General features: G+C 74.2%; 9 protein-coding genes. 6 read left to right on the top strand and 3 right to left on the bottom strand.

The genetic code is table 11. The annotated features are described in order from the left end of the window. Nucleotides 1-38 precede the first annotated feature (38 nt). Nucleotides 39-1,307, bottom strand: coding sequence for a S8 family serine peptidase (locus IG64_RS13015; protein ID WP_051812796.1), 1,269 nt, complete (start codon nucleotides 1,305-1,307; stop codon nucleotides 39-41). 321 nt (nucleotides 1,308-1,628) lie between these two features. On the opposite strand from IG64_RS13015, the gene IG64_RS37575 reads away from it, so the two are divergent. The 3 genes from IG64_RS37575 (at nucleotide 1,629) to IG64_RS13000 (ending at nucleotide 9,669) form a co-directional block, all read left to right on the top strand. Then, complete coding sequence (locus IG64_RS37575; RefSeq protein ID WP_051812794.1) at nucleotides 1,629-4,322, top strand: hypothetical protein; 2,694 nt, start codon at nucleotides 1,629-1,631, stop codon at nucleotides 4,320-4,322. A 73-nt stretch (nucleotides 4,323-4,395) separates the two neighbouring features. Continuing rightward, the gene (locus IG64_RS37910; RefSeq protein ID WP_063758791.1) at nucleotides 4,396-6,147 is read left to right on the top strand and encodes a hypothetical protein; all 1,752 of its coding nucleotides are present in this window, start codon (nucleotides 4,396-4,398) and stop codon (nucleotides 6,145-6,147) included. Nucleotides 6,148-6,309: 162 nt separating this feature from the next. Further along, entirely contained in the window at nucleotides 6,310-9,669 is a 3,360-nt protein-coding gene (locus tag IG64_RS13000) for a right-handed parallel beta-helix repeat-containing protein (RefSeq protein WP_051812792.1), read from the top strand. Nucleotides 9,670-9,729: 60 nt separating this feature from the next. Here the strand turns inward: IG64_RS13000 and IG64_RS12995 are convergent, their stop codons facing one another. Together IG64_RS12995 and IG64_RS12990 are read right to left on the bottom strand one after the other, a co-directional pair. Beyond that, a complete protein-coding gene (locus tag IG64_RS12995) occupies nucleotides 9,730-10,167 on the bottom strand; it encodes a hypothetical protein (protein ID WP_037855220.1) in 438 nt (145 codons plus the stop codon). A gap of 123 nt (nucleotides 10,168-10,290) precedes the next feature. Then, a complete protein-coding gene (locus IG64_RS12990; protein WP_037855219.1) occupies nucleotides 10,291-14,379 on the bottom strand; it encodes a discoidin domain-containing protein in 4,089 nt (1,362 codons plus the stop codon). Nucleotides 14,380-15,272: 893 nt separating this feature from the next. Between IG64_RS12990 and IG64_RS12985 the strand changes: the two genes are divergently transcribed. From IG64_RS12985 to IG64_RS12975, 3 genes are all read left to right on the top strand, one after another. Further along, a complete protein-coding gene (locus IG64_RS12985) occupies nucleotides 15,273-15,797 on the top strand; it encodes a cupin domain-containing protein (protein ID WP_051812789.1) in 525 nt (174 codons plus the stop codon). A 192-nt stretch (nucleotides 15,798-15,989) separates the two neighbouring features. Next, on the top strand, nucleotides 15,990-16,754 hold the full coding sequence (locus IG64_RS12980; protein WP_078883960.1) for an MBL fold metallo-hydrolase: 765 nt from the start codon (nucleotides 15,990-15,992) through the stop codon (nucleotides 16,752-16,754). Between the two features lie 277 nt (nucleotides 16,755-17,031). Beyond that, nucleotides 17,032-17,652, top strand: coding sequence for a hypothetical protein (locus tag IG64_RS12975; protein WP_051812787.1), 621 nt, complete (start codon nucleotides 17,032-17,034; stop codon nucleotides 17,650-17,652). The last annotated feature ends 136 nt before the right edge of the window (nucleotides 17,653-17,788 follow it).

The raw sequence follows: 17,788 nt of genomic DNA, 5'->3' as shown, positions 1-17,788 counted from the left end.
ACTGGGGCGGCCCCGTGCGGGCCGGGGGCGGCGTCCGCTCAGGCCGGTCCGCGTCCTGCGGCACGCCGCGTCCTGCGGATCCGGGCCACGGCCATCGCGGCCACCGCCGCCGCCGTCACCAGCAGGCACCCCGCCGCGAGCACCCCCGCACGCCGTACGACACCGCTGCGGGGGGCCGGGGCCGGGAGGCGGACGGCCGTCTCGTCCGGTGCGGCGGCCGGTCCCCCCGAAGGAAGCACCATGCTGAGCGCCGCCGCGGGATCGAGGAGCGGCACCTGCGCGTGCGCGGCGGTCGCCGTCAGCCGGGCCGCCGTCTCCTCGGCGCTCAGGCCGGGCCGCTGGGCACGGACCAGGGCGGCGGTGCCGGCGACGAACGCGGCGGCGACCGACGGCCCGTTGGCGACGTAGGAGCCCTGACCGGACGGTCCGATGCCGGTGATGCCGTTGCCGGGGGCCGCGAGATCGGCGTGCCCGGGGACGGGAACCGCGCCCTGGGGCCGGCCGCCGTCGATGTCGGTGTCCACCACCGAGAGCACCCCGTCAGCGGCGGCCGGCCAGTATGCGGTGGGAGAAGGGCTCGCGCCCTGCCCGGAGCCGGGGGGCGCGGTGTCGGGTGCGGCGGGGGCGATGACGAGCACGTCGTGGGCCTTCGCCGCCGCGAGGGCCGGCTTCAGCGCGGCACCGGACCCGGGCAGCGCGGCCGACACCACGACGATCTTCGCCCCCGCCGCCACCACCGCCTCGATGCCCTCGGCGACCCGCGCCGCGCTCGCCGTGCCCTTCTGGTCGGTTCCTCGCGCGCCGATGATCCGGGCCAGGGGTGCCACACCGCTGAAACCGCCCCCGGGAGCGGGCGCCGCCGCGACGATCCCGGCGAGGAAGGTGCCGTGCCCCACGCAGTCCTGGGCGGCGTCCCCGGTGTCCTGCACCCGCCCGGCGAGCAGCGGCGCGTGGGCCGACACACCGGTGTCCACCACGCCCACCGCCACGCCGGCCCCCTGGCTGTAGCGCGCGGCCCGTGCCAGGCTCAGGCTCTGCTGTGCCCAGGGCACCGCGTTCACCTGGACCTTCGAGGGTCTGGTGCACGCGGTCGCGCCGGAGGTGAGCGCCGGCGGCATCAGGGGCAGCTTCGGCGGCCCGGCCGACGCGTCGGCGACGGCCGCACCGGAGTCAGGTGCCGCGGCCGCCGGTACGGGCGGGGTCAGGGCCAGCAGCCCGCCGAGGAGCGGCAGCACGGCGGCGGACCGCAGGGTGTGCCGGCGGACACGTCCGGGGGCGAGGTGGGATGAAGTGCTCTCGTCGTTCACAGGCTGAAACCCCTGAGCGTGGTGGACCGTTGGTTCCGGGTCGTGGGACATCCGTCGCCGGTCTCGGCGGCGACGGGTAAACTCTTGTCCAGCACAGCACATGTGGCGACGGGTCGGCACCGGACACCACATGTCACACCGGAGCGGACGGAACACCTCCGTGTTTCCCGCTCCGTCCCTCCGGCCTGGCGCGGCCGGTCAGCACCGTACCGGACTCACCCATGTGTCAAGAACACACGGGTTCCGGTGTGACCGTGACCCCACCGACGCGACCAAGAGCTGCGAGGACCGCATGACCGTCAGCCGTGCAGGGAGCAGGCGATGATCCGGCGCGGTGCCGGAAGGCGCGCCGGGCGTACCGGTGCCCGCGCCGCCGGGCCGCTGACGGTGACCACCGGCGGCGAACGGGTCCATCTCGTGCACCGGGGCGACCGCCCGCCCGCGCCGCTCAAGGACGTCGCCGACTGTCTGGGGCCCGCCGGGGAGGGGGAGGTCGCCGTCGTGGTCGGCTCGTCCCTGGGCGACGGCGGCGCGGACGCCCTGTGCGAACAGCTGGCACCGGCGCTGGAGAAGAGCCGTAAGGCCGACATACGTGTGCTGCGCCTGGTGATGTCCGCGGGTGCGGACGAGGCCGGCGGCCGGCCCTCGGTGGCCCGGCTCCTGTGCGAACGCTGGGGGTTCGACGTACTGGCCACGGCCGGGGCCGCCGTCGTCGTACCGGACGGTTCCCTGTTCTCGCCCGACCTGCCCGGTGCGCCCGGGGGCTGGTGGCACTTCTCCACCGGTGAGGTGCCCCGCCGGGTCGGCAGCCGGCTGCCGGTCCCCGACTGGGAGTCCGCCCTGGAACGGGTGGGGAGGGAAGCGGCCGGCGGACACGTCGTCGAACCGGTCCCGGCGGGCCTGCTGGTCCGCCCGGCCCAGGCCACCGCTCCCGTCGTGCACGCCCTGCCCTACGCCGTACCGCCCGACCCGGACCGGCCGCAGGTGCTGCTCGGCGCTCCGGACGTGCCCGCCGAAGCGCTGGCGGACGTGCTGGCCGCGCTGCCGGGACGGCTGCGCCGGTCGGTGCGGCTGCTGTCCCTCGACGGCCGGGACCTGATCGGCACCGGGCAGGCGGTGGCCGATCTGATCGGCGCCGACACGCAGGTGGCCCATGGCGTGCCGGTGATCACCGAGGGCGCCTCGCCCGGTGAGGCGTCCGTCTCCCTCCGCATGGTCGGCGCCGACGGGACGCCCTCCTGGCGTCCGTACGTGGAGGCCGTGGTCTGCCCGCCCATGGCGAACGGGGTCCGGCCGCCGGTCCGGGTGGCCGCCTGGCGCGCTCCGGCCGGGCTGCGCCGCGAGGGGGCGGAGCCGGACGCGCTGGTGCTCGACGGCCGCTGGAAGGCGGCGGTGACCCCGGCGGGCCTGTGGATCGGTCCGCGCAGCACCCGTCCGCCGCACGCCGCCGCGCACCGGCCGGTCGCGCCCGACGTCGTGGCCGTCGACCTCGGCGCGCCCCGGCGCGCGCTGGACGACTCCCTCTGGCCGCACCTCGACGGGATCCTCCGGGACATGGAGGCGGAGGAACGGGAACGTGCGGTGGTGCGGGTCCACGGTGTCCTCGGCGCCAACGGGATGGACCAGTTGCGCAGGCTGGCCGTGCGGCACGGCTTCTCGCTGCTGGCCCAGGATCCGTCGGCACGGACGGCGGAGGAGGCCGGTGCCGTGGAAGCAGCGGGGCCGGGGGCGGTGCCGGGGATGGAACCTGACGACGAGTCCGCGCGAGACGACGCGCCCGGGGCCGCAGGCCGTCCCGTCCCATCGCCCGAGTTGGAACGGGAGCCGGAACCGGTGCTTGAGCCGGTGTCTGACCCGGAGTCGGAGCCGGTGCCTGAACCGGAGCCGGTGCCTGAACCGGTGCTTGAGCCGGAGCCGTCCACGCCGGGGGTCCCGCTCGCGACCACGTCCGCCCCCACGCCGGGCGCGGTGGCCGCACCGAGCGCACCGGACCTGCCCGGTTCACCGGACACCCCCCACCGCCCGGCCGCACCGGACGCGCCTTCCGGACGGCCCGCGTACGCCACGGCGGGCACCGGCGCCACGGAGACCCCGGGCGAGGCGGCCCCTCCACGAGCCACGTCGGCGGCCGTGCCCGCGGTGCCCCCGCCCGTGCCGCGCGAGACGCCCTCCCCCGCTTCGACGAGGGAGACCTGGCTCCGGCCGCCGGCTCCGCAGGCCTCCTCCCCGCAGCACGGGCCCGCCCCCCGGCGGACCGCGCCGACGCCCCGCCCCCAGGAGCCGCCGCCGGACGCGCGGAGCGACCACGACAGGCTCCGGGCCTCCCTGGGTCCGTTCTGGGAGCGCCACACCAGGGCCGCCCTGCAGGCGATGACGCGGCTGCCCGGCATGCGCGCGCAGGACTCCGGTGACGTCGCGCTCACTCATCTGGCGGCCGTACACGTGTACTTGACCGCCGTGGACGAGTCGGAACTGGGCACGTCCGTGACCGACGGGGACGAGTCGACGCTGGCGTTGCTGCGCTGTGTGGAGTGGGGGCTGCGCAGACTTCCCTCCTACCGTGGTGCCGTGGTCAGCGCCGGCCCGCAGTTCACCGCCCGCCTGACGCCCGACCTGGTGGGGGCCCGTCTGGACGGCGAGTTCCCGGTCCGCGGTACGGCGGCCGAGGCCGCCGGTCCACCGCCGGCGACCGATCACGTGCTCATCTGGTCGGTGACGGGCCGCCGCGCCGGTGTCCTCCTGGACGAGGAGAGCAGGGAGGTCGTGTTCTCCCGCCACTCCGGCTTCCGGTTCCTCGGTGTCGCGCGGCGCGGTCCGGCCACGGTCGGCCTGCTGCGCGAACTGCCCCCGCACGACCGCTCGTCCGGCACGACGGAGCTGACCGCCTCCGACGTCGCCCTCCTCGAACGGCTGCGCGCCGCCATGGATCTGTCCGCCGGCACGGCCGCGCGCACACCGACGACCCGACCCGCGGCGGCGGGCACGGCGGTGCCGCCGCACACCGGCACCGCCTGAACCCGCCCCCCTCCTGCCCTCCCGGCCATCACGCCGGTGCTCCGGCACCGGCCCGCCCCGTACAAGGAGTCCCATGTCTCCCAGAACCCCGAGGACCGCAGCCACTCCGGCCGCCCCGGCCGACGCGGCCTCCGCCACCGCGCCGCGGATCCGGCGGGCCGCCGCACTGCCGATGCCCGACGGGGCCAGCATGAGCCCGTTCGCCCCGGCCGACCCGCTGGGCGCCGGCCAGGACGAGAAGACCGCGCGGGCGCTGGCCACGGCGCTGTCCGCGCCCCGGAGCCCGGAGCCGGCGCCGGAGGCGGACCCGGAGGCCTGGCGGCCTGGCGGCACGGGCGACGACGCCCGGCAGGCCGGCGCCGAGGCGGCCGGCGAGGCCGCGGCGTCCGCCCCGCCGTCGGGGCCCCGCCGGACACCGGGCACGGGTTTCGCCGCCCGGGTCACCGAACGGCCCTTCCTGGTGGCCGCCGCCGTCGCGGGCGCCGTCATCGCCGCCACGCCGTTCGTCGCCTCCCACGGCAAGGACCACATGCGCAACTACGAGGGCATGGGCGCCGGGGACCCGGTCGCCAAGCGCCAGGGCGGCACCCCGGACCGGCACACCGACGCCTACGCCGGCCAGATGCCGGTCGCGCAGTCCGACGGCGACGGTTCCGCCGGTGGTCTGCTGGACCCGGGGGCGGGCGCGTGGCACGCTCCGGCCGCCTCGTCGGGCGGCCGGACGGCGGCGAACTCCCCCGCCGCCGTGCCCCAGGCGCTCGCCGCGGACACCGCCGACCGGGCCGGGAACGTCCCGGCGGGAACGGGAACGGCATCGTCGAACACCCCGCCCGCAGTGGCGGCGGACGTCTCCTCCCCGGTCCGTTCCGCCGTGCCGCAGCACACCGCTACGGCCGCCGGGGCTCCCGGGAAGGGAGCGGCGCGGCAGACCGTACCGGCCGCGGCCCACCCGGACACGCCGGCCGGAACCGCGACCGCCAAAACCGCGGTCACCGGTGCCGGCACGGGCGCAGGCACCGCTGCCGCCAGGAAGCCGGACGGCACGACCACCGCCGCCTCCGCCGCGAACACCGCGGCGACGAAGACCGCGGCCGTGAAGAACGCCACCGCGAAGGCGGCGGCCGGCACGCCGGCGAAGGCCGGCTCCGAACCGGCGACGGCCACGGCCCGCGCGCGCGTGGCCGCGACAGCAACCGCGGCCGGTGCCACGGCCGCGTCCGCGGCCGAGCCCGCCGCGCCCCAGGCGCGCGCCGCCGCCTCCGCCTCCACGGCCACGCCCGCGGAGACTCCCCTCACCCCGCTCGAACCCACCACGACCGACCCTGACGCGCCCCACGACCACGCCACCGGTTCGAGCGCGGTCGCCACCACCCCCGACCACACCACCACCCCCGACACCGGCACCGACCCCGGCGCCCCGGCGCAGGGCGACGGCACCGCCGCCGACCCGAAGCCGGCCGCACACCCCGATCCCGAGCCCGCCCCTCGATGGGGCACCGAGGTCTTCAGCGGCACGCACGTCCTGCGCCCCGGGCAGAGCCTCGCCTCCAACCGGACGCACCTGACGATGCGTTCCGACGGCAACCTCGTCATCACGGACGAGAACGGCACGGTCCGCTGGTCCTCGCAGACCTCGGGCCAGGGCGACTACGCCGTCCTCCAGTCCGACGGCGACCTCGTCGTCCGTACGGCGGCGCAGCAGACCCGCTGGTCGTCCGGCTCGGGCGGCCACGACGGCGCCCGGCTCGTCCTCCAGAACGACGGCAACGTCACGATCCTCGCCACCGACGGCCGCGTTCTGTGGGCCGCCGGGACGCAGCACTGAGTACGGCCCGGCCGACCAGCCCGGCCGGGTACCCCACCCCGAAGAGGTAATCACCATGCAGAGCGCGCACCGCCGTGCCTGCGGCGCGGGTCCCGCCGCGCCGCCCGCCGGCGCCCCTGACCGGGCGTCCCGGCCGTCCGCACCCGACGGGAAGGAGCAGTCGTGGCCCGCCATCTGATCACCGTCGGCCGGGAGGGCGGCTGCGATCACGCGACGATCGGCGCGGCTCTGCTCAACGCCCGTCCGGGAGCGATCATCAGCGTCCGGCCGGGCAGTTACCAGGAGACCCTGGTCGTGCAGAACCGGGTGACGATCGTCGCCGACGGCCCGCGCGGCAGCGTCGAGATCGCCCCCGCCAAGGGGGCGGCGGTGACCCTCGCGGCGGACGCCGTGATGCTCACCGACCTGCTGCTGCGGGCCGGTGAGGGGGAGCTGCCGGTGATCGACGCGGTGCGCGGGCAGGTCGCCCTGGACGGCTGCGAGGTCCTGGGCGCGGGCTGGACGGCACTGCTCAGCCGGGGCAGCGGCTCCCTGGCGATGCGGTCGTGCCGGGTCACCAACCCCACCGGGGCGGGCATCGTGGAGGCCGGTTCGACGGGCAGTGTCATCGAGGACTGCCTCATCGAGAACCTCGGCACGTCGGCGGTCGTGGTCAGCGAGGAGGGCCGGGTGACCGTGCGCAACTGCCGCATGCGCGACGCCCGGGGCAACGGCGTGCTGGCCAACGGCCAGTCGCGCGGGGTCGTCGAGGACTGCGAGATCGCCACCACCGAGAAGCCGGGCATCGCGCTGGAGGGCGGCACGTCGCTGAGGGTGGTGCGGACCACGCTGCGGGACTGCACGCTCGGTGTGCACGTGTCGAGTTCGGTGCGCACCGAGCTGTCCCACGTGGCGGTGCACCGTTCGGGCGGCCACGGTTTCGTCGTCGCCGACCGTTCCGATCCGCAGCTGTCGTACTGCGAGACCTCCGCGACGCAGGGCAGCGGCGTGTACGTCACCGGGCGTTCCCGCGGCTACTTCGTGAACTGCGCCTTCGACGGGGCCGAAGCGGCGGCCGTGCACGTCGAGGAGTCCAGCACCCCGTCCTTCACCGGCGCCCGGGTCACCGGCAGCAAGGGCACCGGCCTGCTGCTGGAGGGGGAGTCCGCCGCCGAGTTCGACCAGTTGGACGTGGTGCGGGCGGGCGGCACCGGGGTGTCGGTGGCCTCGGGGGCGAACCCGCTGCTGCGCCGCGCCCGCGTCACCGAGGCGCGCGGGGCGGGCATCCAGGTCTCGGGGCAGGCCCGGGGCAGGTTCGAGGACTGCGAGGTCGGTGACTGCGCCGGGCACGCGCTGCGGATCGAGGGGGGCGGCAACCCGCACATGGGCAGTTCGGCGCTGCGCGGCGCGGGCGGCTCGGGTGTCTCGGTGGGCGCGGAGGGTCAGGGCACCCTGCGCGACTGCGAGATCTCCGGTTCCTCCGCGTCGGGCGCCGCGGTCGAGGCGAAGGGCGAGCTGCACCTGGTCAGGACCCGGGTGCTGGGGTCCGGCGGGCACGGTGCGCTGGTCGCGGCGGACGGCCGGGCGGTCCTCAAGGCGTGCGAGTTCAGCGGGAACACCGGCGACGGCGTCCGGATCGAGTCGGACGGCCCGGTGGAGGTGACCGACTGCACCGTGCGGTCCAACAGGGGTGCCGGAGTCAAACACGCCCGTCCCGGTGCGCATTTCACCCTGTCCGGTCTGACCAGCCTCGACAACAAGACGCCCGACGTGGGCACGGAACCGCCCGCCGAGGACACCCCGTCCACCGCGGGCGAGCCGGCCACCGGCAGCGGGCAGGAGAACCAGGAGCCGGAGAACGCGCTGGTCGCGGAGCTCAACGCGCTCATCGGCCTGGACAACGTCAAGGAACAGGTCAGCATGCTCGTCAGCCTGGGCAAGCTCGCCCAGCGGCGGGCCCGGCTCGGCATCCCGGCCCCGCCCATGAGCCGCCACCTGGTCTTCGCCGGTCCGCCCGGCACGGGCAAGACGACGGTGGCCCGGCTGTACGGCGGGATCCTGGCGAGCCTCGGGATGCTGTCCTCGGGCCACATCGTCGAGGTGTCCCGCGCCGACCTGGTCGCCCAGGTGATCGGCGGTACGGCGATCAAGACGACGGAGGTGTTCGAACGCGCCCAGGGCGGCGTGCTCTTCATCGACGAGGCGTACACCCTGCTGTCCGACAGCAAGGGTTCCTCCGTCGACTTCGGGCAGGAGGCCATCGACACCCTCGTCAAACTGATCGAGGACCACCGCGACGACACCGTGGTCATCGTCGCGGGCTACCCCAAGGAGATGACGGACTTCCTGGCCGCGAACCCGGGCATGGCCTCGCGGTTCACCCGGACCATCGAGTTCGAGAACTACTCGGTGGACGAACTGGTCACCATCACCGAGAACATGTGCGCCTCCCACCGGTACGTCCTGGATCCGCTGACCCGGGAGGCGCTCGGCATCCGCTTCTCCCGGATGCGGCGGGACGCGACGTTCGGCAACGGCCGGGCCGCCCGCCAGGTCTTCGAGGAGATGATCGACCGGCAGTCGCTGCGGCTGGCGACCCAGCAGGAGGCGAGCGAGGCCGATCTGATGCTCATGGTCCCCGAGGACGTGGGCGCCGACGAGGCCGAGGAGGTGCGCACGGAGGTCAGGAAGGGACCCGGTGAGTCGGACGCGCTGGCCCGGCTGCGCGCCATGACCGGTCTGGCGGCGGTCAAGCGGGAGGTCGGCGGGATCGTCGACCTGCTCACCGCCTACCGGCAGCGCGCGGCGGTGGGTCTGCCCACGCCCGCGATCAGCCACCACCTGGTGTTCTCCGGGCCGCCCGGCACGGGCAAGACCACGGTGGCCCGCCTGTACGCCGAGCTGCTGCGCTCCTTCGGCGTCCTCTCCAGCGGCCGGCTCGTCGAGGTGAGCCGCGCCGACCTGGTGGGGCGCTACATCGGACACACCGCGCAGCTCACCACGGAGAAGTTCGAGGAGGCCGTCGGGGGTGTGCTGTTCATCGACGAGGCGTACACGCTGACACCGGCCAACTCCCCGCAGGACTTCGGCCGGGAGGCCGTCGACACCCTGCTGAAGCTGATGGAGGACCGCCGGGACGAGGTCGTGGTGATCGTCGCGGGCTACCCGGAGGAGATGGAGGGCTTCCTGGCCTCCAACCCCGGCCTGGCGTCCCGCTTCTCCCGCCACGTCTCCTTCGAGGACTACTCCACCGACGAACTGCTGTCCATCATCGACGAACAGGCCACCGCGGCGGGCTACGTCTGCGCGCCCGCGACCCGCGAGGCGCTGCGCGCCCACCTGGACGCCCTGCCGCGCACCCGGTCCTTCGGCAACGCCCGCCTGGCCCGGCAGCTGATGGAGACCATGATGACCCGTCAGGCGGGCCGTCTCGCCTCCCTGTCCGCGCCGGACCTGGAGGCACTGACCACGCTGCTGCCCGAGGACCTGCCCGCGGGCACGCCCGGCACGGCGGACCGGACACCTGTCGAGCACGTCCGCTGACGGGGAGAAAGCAGAGATCCCGCCCGGCCCCCCGGCCCGAGCGGGATCTCTGCTTCCGGCTCAGCTGCGTGGCTGGGCTTCGATCACCAGGTAAGCGGCGGCGGCGCCGTCGGCCGTCGTCCCCCTGGCGAAGAGCTTCCAGCCGCTGCCCGTGGGGTCGACGTTGAATCCGTCGACGTAGAAGGAGCTGTTGCTGGTGTTGAACTTTCCGAAGACGCTGATGCCGGTCTGCCTGTGGCCACCGTAGTTCGTGATGTCGAAGGTCTGGCAGGTCCCCTGGGCGACCGTGGCGGTGGCCGTCGCCGACTGGTCCTGCTCAGCGGTGTTGAACACCAGGTAGGCCGCGTAGTTCCCCTGGGCGCACAGTTGCACGCGCCCCGCGCCGATCGAGGCGGTCGCCGCCTGCGCCGGACCGCTCGACAGCAGGGCACCGGAAGCCAGGGCCGCCGCTCCGACGAAGGTGGCGGCGGCACGCAGGGAAACGGATCTGACAGACAAGGAAATACACCTCTTGGGGTGAAGGGGCTGCCGGGCAGACACATGCTAGGGAACACATGATCGACAGACAAGGAGTCCGGTTCCCTGGCATGTGTCTTACTGTCGGCAGAACGGGCCGCCCCCTCAGACGCGGACTCCGACCGGCCCCGTGTTGTACCCCTCCGCCCGCAGCTCCCACCCGGACGACCGGCCCCGGGCGGCCCAGGACAGGGTGACCGTCCGCGCCTCCCCGGGCAGCAGCCACAGGTAGTTGTCGCCGTAGAGCGTGGGCAGCACCCGGTCCCCATGGGCGTCCAGGAGGGACAGCCGGACCATCGCGGCCACGGCGGACCCCTGGTTGCGGACGGTGGCCGTCGCCTCGCGCCGGTCGCCGTGGCGGGAGACGTGGGAGGCGGACACGGCGAGCTTGACCTGCTTCAGCCGGTTGAGCGCGCGCATCGCCTCCGGTGTGCGGTAGCGCCAGTAGGTGTTGCGCGACAGCGTCCCTCCCCCGGCGCTCCGCAGCGTGAGGCGCAGCAGGTGCAGGCCGGGCAGGTCGTCGGTGAAGGCAGCGGTGAAGGCCTGTGTGGTGGCGGCGGCCGGGACGTCGACACGTGTGCTGCGGGCCGGGCCGGTCCGGCGGCCGTCGAGGCCGTACGTCTCGGCCGTGACCGTGGCACCGCGCAGCGCCGCGCGGGTGTGGTTGACCGCGATGACCTCGCCCTTGACCGGGTCCGCCTGGACGTGCAGCGGCTCGCAGGCGGTGCGTGCCCCGTAGTAGGCGCCGTTGACGTCGAAGTCGTAGTCGTAGGTCTGCCATACGGTGCTGTGCCAGGCCGGGTGGGACATCCACAGCATCAGGCCGCTGGCGTCGTCCCACAGGTGGGCGTTCCAGGCCTCGAACATGGCGCGGAAGTTCTCGTAGTTGACGAACTGCGCCTTGGCCGTGAAGTCGTCCAGGTCGCGGGCGGTGTCCAGGCGTGCCTCGATGGCCGCCTTGTAGTTCTGCGGTGCCTGGTTCCCGTGCTCGCTCCAGTCGTGGTGGTACCAGGCGCCGCCGATGGGCCACTCCGGTTCGCCGCCGGTCATGCGGCGGGTGCTGGCGGCGGTGGAGACGACGGGCATGCCGATCTCTGTGTGGAAGCCGAAGTTCTTGCTGCCGTAGGTGGCCGGGTCGAAGTAGCGGGCGGGCTCCACCCAGCCGTAGGGGCCGCCGCCGGTGGCGATGCCGCCGGCGGAGTTGTTCTGGTAGAGGATGCCGGGCGCCCCCTTCTCGACGGCCTCGCGCATGCCCTGGTCGATCGCGGCGGGCGGGTTGCCCTCGTTGGCACCGCACCACACGGCCACGCTCGGGTGGATGCGGTAGCGCAGGACGGTGTCGCGGGCGATGGCGTTGTAGGCGTCGTGGTCCGGCGGGTCCATCCCCCAGGCGTTGGGGAAGTCGTTCCACACCAGGATGCCGTGCGCGTCGCAGGCGGCGTAGAACTCCTCGCGGTTGCTGCTGCCGACCCAGTTGCGGATCATCGTGAAGTTCATGTCGCGGTGCATGCGCACCGCCGTGTCCATCCGCTCCGCGGGCATGCGGCGCAGCAGTTCGTCCCAGCCCCAGTTGCCGCCGCGCACCAGCACCCGCACCCCGTTGACGCTGATCTTCAGCGGTTCGGGTGTGTTGGAGACGGTGGTGACGTCGCTCCAGGTGTTCCCGTCGTCGGACACCTTGACGGTGTACGTCTTCGGGTACGCCTGCTCCCACAGGACCGCGACCCGGTCGAAGCGGCGGGCCGAGCCGAGGTCGACCTGGATCCACTGGTGGTCCTCGTAGGCGGAGGACCAGCGGGTGCCGGGGTTGCCGTCGGTGGCGTGCGCGGCCGGGTGGCCGTCCTCCTCGCTGGAGGCACTCGCCGTGCGGTGCAGGGCGAGGTCGGTGCCGGGCGCGGCGCTGTCGACGACGGCGAGCGACCACAGGGAGTTGCCCCAGCTGGTGTTGCGCAGCCCGCACTCCAGGCGCACGTACCGGGCGGTGCGCGGGGCGAAGTCGGTGACCCGCAGACTGGCGTCGCCGCTGTTGAAGGGCAGCGGCACCGCCGTGTTGTCCACGGACTTGGCGTCCGTCCAGTCGGTGCCGTCGTCGGAGACCTGCACGACGAACGTCCGCGCGTACGCCTGCTCCCACACCAGGTCGAGGCGGTCGAAGTCCTGGGACGCGCCGAGGTCGACGCGGATCCACTGGTCGTCCTGCCAGGCGGAGGCCCAGCGGGTGCCGGCGTCGCCGTCGGTGGCGTTGCCCGCGCCGTGGTCGTCCTGGTCCTGGCTGGAGGCGTCGGCGGGCGCGTGCAGGGCCAGGTCGGTGCCCGGCCGGGCACGGTCGTACACCGACAGCGCCCACAGCGAGCTGCCCCAGTCGGTCGCCCGGGTCAGACAGCGGATCCGTACGTACCGGGCGTGCTGCGCGCCGAGGTCGACGGACTGCGTGCAGGCGTCGGCGGAGGGGGTGAAGGGCAGCGGGGTGCGGTGCTCGTAGCCGAACTGGCGGATGCCGAAGCGGGTGGTGCGCCGGTCGCTGACGGTGCCGCCTGCCTCGGCGGTGAGGGTGAGGTCGTGCAGCGTGGGTTCGCCCAGGCCGTTGGGCCACCACAGGCGGGGGTTCCTGATCCGCAGGCGGGAGTAGGCGTCCGGCGCGAAGGTGACGTCGACGCTCCTGCCCGCGGGGACGGTGACCGTACGCGAGACACGTATGCCGTCGAAGGCGGCGGTGACGGTGGTGCTGTGGTCGGCGGTGTCGGCGTTGCGGACCGGGACGGTGACGGTCACTTCGGCGACCGAAAGGTCGGGCAGCTCCGGCAGCACGGTGTCCACGCGCGGGTCACCGATGACGAGGTGCCCGGTGGATCTGAGCCGCACGTGGTTCCAGATGCCCGCGCCGCGGTCCCGGACTGCGGGCATCCAGTCCCAGCCCGAGGAGGCCAGGTAGGTCGGCGAGTTGCGGTTCATCTGGTCGGCGCCGGCGTCCACCCAGGCCGAGCCGTCGGGGCCCTTGTCGCCGGGGCTGCCGGGGACCGGCATGGGGGTGATCTTCACCGCGAGCGCGTTGCGGCCCTCGGGGGTGAGGAGCGCGGTGACGTCGTGGGCGCAGCGGGCGAAGGGGAAGGTGACGGTGCCGGCCTGCCGTCCGTTGAGCCAGATGTCCGCCTGGTGGTTGACGCCGTCGAACTCCAGCCAGATGTGCCGTCCGGCGCCGGTGCGCAGGCCGCGCGGCAGCTCGAAGTCGCGCTTGTACCACCAGGAGTGGCGGGAAAGCGCCTCGGGGACGTGCAGGTTGTTCAGTCCGGCGACCGGGTCGGGCAGCTTGCCCTGGTCGACGAGGGAGCCGAGGACGGTGCCGGGCACGGTGGCGGGCAGCCAGCGGCTGGTGTCGACGCCGGTGGTGGACAGGTGGGCGCCGTCGCCGCCGGCCCGGTCGTCCAGGGTGAGGGTCCAGCCGGATTCCAGGGGCACGGTGCCGTCGGCGGCGACGGTGAGCGGCGGGGCGGGGGTGTGGTGGGTGCCCCAGTCGGTCCAGCCGGTGGCGTCGGGGCGCCTGCCGTGGACGGCGCCGTACACCTCGAAGCCGTTGACGCCCAGCGGGTTGGGGCTGGAACGCCTGCGGGCCGTCATGCGCACCCAGCGGGCGGTGACGGGCCTCGGCAACTGGATGTCGACCCGGCCGCCGGTGCCCGCGGTGGTCCGGTACACGCTCGTCCAGGACGCGCGGTCCCGGGAGGTCTCCACGACGAACTCCGTGGCGTAGCTCGACTGGATCTCCGTGCCGGTGGTGCCCTGGTGCGGGTTGCCGTCGCTCGGCGGGGTGAACACCGGGTCGCTCGCGTCGGCCTCGAAGGTCAGCCGGATCCAGTCGACCCGGCACTCCGCCTGGAGGTCGACCGAGATCCACTGCGGGTCGCCCGCCGCCGCACGCCAGCCGGTGCCGCGCACACCCTGTGCGCCGATGCCGTCCACCGCGAACTCGGCCGGGGCGGGCGCGTACGCCTGCGAGGAGACCTCGACCGGGCGGTACGCGGCGAGTTCACCGGAGGCGGGGGCGGCGGCGGAGGCGGCCGGCTGCCCGGCGCGCTCGGCGCCGGCCGCGGCGGCCGGGAACACCGTGCCGAGGCTGAACCCGGCCAGCAGTGTCGAGCCGGTGGCCACGACGGTGCGCCGGGAGGGGCGGTGCGATGGACTCGCCTGGTCGGCCATGTGAGTCGTCCAATCACAGGGTGGGCGGGTGGCACGAGCGGCCTGGCGCGGGGCTGCCCCGCCCGGGTCTGACAACGTTGCCATAGGTGTGGCCATAGGCTGTGGCGAGGCGGGGCATCTGTCAAGAGCTGGGACCGCGCGGCCGGTTCACCGGCGCTCGGGTCCGGCGCGCTCGTTGCCGGAGCGTACGGGTGCGAGCCGGTCGTGCGGCGGACTCTGAGCTGGCGGAACCGGGTGCACCGCCGACGTGCGGTCGGTCGGCTTCACGACCGCGACGGCATGTGCCGGACCAGGTCCGCCACCGGCCACACCGCAGCCCCGGCGGCGGCCCCGGTCCCGGCTGCCCGCCCCGGCCAGGCCCCGGCCGATGGCGGGACCGGACCGCCGCCGACGCGCCCGGGGGCCGCAGGGACCCGACGGACCGCAAGGACCCGTGGGACCGCAAGGACCCGTGGGACCGCAGGCACCAAAGGACCGAGGGACCGGAGGGACCCTGGCCCCGAAGGACCACCGGTTGGACCGAAGGGCCGCAAGGTCAAGCCTCCGAGAAACCGCAGGCACCCAGGGGCCGAGAAACCGCAGGCACCCCGGACCCGCGGGAATCGGGGGATCCGGCTGGGCGGCGCCGCGGGCACGCTCCGCGTCCCAGGGGAGACGTGTGGCCGCCGCCCGGACCACGGGCCGGCCGGGCATCCTCCACCGTGTCCCGGAGACACCCTGCCAGGTTTCTCCGGGTCAGGAAATATGTGTCTTCGACACCTCTCCGCCCCGCGAGGTGTGTCCGGGGTATAGGGTCCCTTGTCATCAGCGACTCGGTCCGGACGTTCGTCCGCGCACACTCCGCGCGCCGTCGGGACCTCCAGTCATCCTCGCACTCCGTCAGGACCGTCCTCGTGAACAACTTCCCCTCGCCGCCGCCGGTACCGCAGGACCGCCAGTTCGTCCTCGGGCAGCACCTGCGCATGTCCATCCTGACGTCCGCGGAGGAGACGGACGGCCGGCACGACCTCTCGGACATCGTCCTGCCCGCCGACGCGGGCACGCCGCTGCACCTGCACACGGGCTACGAGGAGCGGATCTGGGTCGTCGAGGGCAGTCTGACCGTGTGGGCCGGCCCTGACACGTTCACGCTGCGGTCCGGCGACTTCTACGCCATCCCGATGAACACCCCGCACACGATCAAGGCGGGCCCGGAGGGCGCGCGGTCCCTCAACATCACCTCCCCGGCCGCGTTCGCGGAACTCATCCGCCGCAGCGGGACCCCCGCACACCTGGCGACCTCCGAGACCGAATGGGACATGGGCCTGTTCCAGGCGGTCACCGAGGAACTCGGCGACATCATCCTCGGCCCGCCCGGGGCCGTCCCCGCGGACCTGGAGAAGAACCCGGCCGGCCACGCCGGTCCGGACCGCGCATGACACACCCCGCATGCGGTGCTCGCGCTCGCCGAGCCCACGTGCGGCACGACCCGTGCCCGCCGCGAGGACCGCGGCGGGCACACGCCCCGGCCGCCGGGCTGCACGACGGGCCCTGCCCACCTGCCGGATTCCCGCGGGGCGGGCCGCAGGGACCGCACGCGGATCCGCCGGCCCCACCGAGGAAGGGAAGACGTGCCGAAGGAACTGCGCGACGAGGACGTCGTGCACGTCGGTGACGAGGTCTACGCGGTCACCGGGAGCAACACCAACTGGGTGATCGTCAAGGAGGGGGACAGCTGCGTCCTGGTCGACTCCGGATATCCCGGCGACCACGACGCCGTGCTGACGTCGCTGGGCATGCTCGGACTGCGTCCGGAGGCGGTGGCCGCCGTGCTCGTCACGCACGCGCACAACGACCACATCGGGGCAGCCGAACGGCTCCGGGCAGCCCATGGCGTGCCCGTCCTGATGCACGAGGAAGAGGTGCCGCACGCCCGCCGGGACTTCCTGGACCAGGTGTCCATCGGCCAGGTGCTCGCACAGGCGTGGCGTCCGGGTGTGCTTCCGTGGGCGGTGCACGCGCTGCGGGCCGGCGGAACGGACCACGTCCCGGTGGCCGGGCCCCTGGCGTTTCCCGCGCCGGGGCGGCTGGACCTGCCCGGCTCCCCGGTTCCCGTGCACACTCCGGGGCACACCAAGGGTCACTGCGCCTACCACCTGCCCCGCAGCGGCATCCTGATCAGCGGCGACGCACTGGTGACCGCGCACCCGACGTCGAGGACCGCCGGACCCCAGCTGCTGCCCGACATGTTCCACACGGACCGCGCCGCGGCCCTTGCCGCCCTGACCGCACTCGAAGGTGTCGACGCGGATGCCGTCGTGCCCGGTCACGGCCCGGTGCACCACGGATCCGCCAAGGAAGCCGCAGGTCAGGCGTACGAGCGCGCGCGGCGCTGAACGGTCGTGCCCGGTACGGGGCACCGAGGGCGCGAGGCGGAGCAGGCTGGTTCCGGGACATCGTTCGGGGGAAAGTTTCTCCCGGAGGAGGTTTTCCGAATCACAGGCGAGTACACCGCAGCGGCAGCGGAACAGGGGCCGTTCCCCCGGGACGGCACACCGGTTCACACGGTCGACACGTCGTCCGCCCGGTTTCCGTGAGGCGCACTCCAGAGCACAGGTCCCCCGGCGTGGGTACCATGCGCAACATCATCCACATACGAAGGAGTGAACGGTTGTGACCAGCCAATCAGCCGCCACCCTCCGATCGCGGTACGTCGAGCAGGCCGCGTCGGACCTCGAGGAGAATCGCCGTCGGCAGCAGGAACTTGCCGAGAAGATCAAGATGTTGAAGCAGGAGGAAGGGCTCCTGGTCGACATCCTGACCCTCGCCGAGCGGTACGAGGCGACGTCGGACCCGTCCCGCCTGCCCGAGCAGGCCCAGGGGGAACCGGCCCTCACACCCGAGGAGTCCGGCAGCGGCCCCGCTCCCGCCGCGACGGGCGCACCGGCCCGCCGTACCGTCTCGCGCGGCGCCCCCGCCGCACGCACCGGCCGCACCGCCCCGAGGACTGCCGCGAAGGGGAAGTCGCGTCAGCCTCTGCTGGGGGATCTCCTGCGGGAGCTGCTCGGCCAGTACGAGGAACCGCGCCTCGCGAAGGAACTGCGCGACGAACTGCTGGAGAAGCACCCGGACCGCAACCCGACGCCGCAGGTGGTGCGCAACACCCTCGAAGCGCTCGTCGCCAAGGGCCGCATCCGGCGGCACAAGCAGCAGCGGTCGGTGATGTACTCCCTGGTCGAACCGGTGGAGCGGCAGGACGCGACCGCGGACGAGGCAGGCGCCTCGCGCGGCTGACCCCTCCGCCCACGCTCGTTCGGGCGTGTCCCGGCGCCGCTCCGCGCGCGCCGGGACACGCCCTTCGCCGTTCCTCCGGACACATGTCCACCGCCCCGTGGAACCGCCGCTCGCGGCGTGGCTCGATCCATGCGTG

The organism is Streptomyces sp. NRRL S-340 (assembly GCF_000720185.1).
Taxonomy (GTDB): Bacteria; Actinomycetota; Actinomycetes; order Streptomycetales; family Streptomycetaceae; genus Streptomyces.
Note: the sequence above shows the minus strand (reverse complement) of the source record. Positions and strands in the feature narration are given on the sequence as shown.

Excerpts from the sequence above, each read along its gene's own strand:
- IG64_RS37575 (WP_051812794.1), top strand. The coding sequence starts at position 1,629 with ATGATCCGGCGCGGTGCCGGAAGGCGCGCCGGGCGTACCGGTGCCCGC.
- IG64_RS37910 (WP_063758791.1), top strand. The coding sequence starts at position 4,396 with ATGTCTCCCAGAACCCCGAGGACCGCAGCCACTCCGGCCGCCCCGGCC.
- IG64_RS12990 (WP_037855219.1), bottom strand. The coding sequence starts at position 14,379 with ATGGCCGACCAGGCGAGTCCATCGCACCGCCCCTCCCGGCGCACCGTC.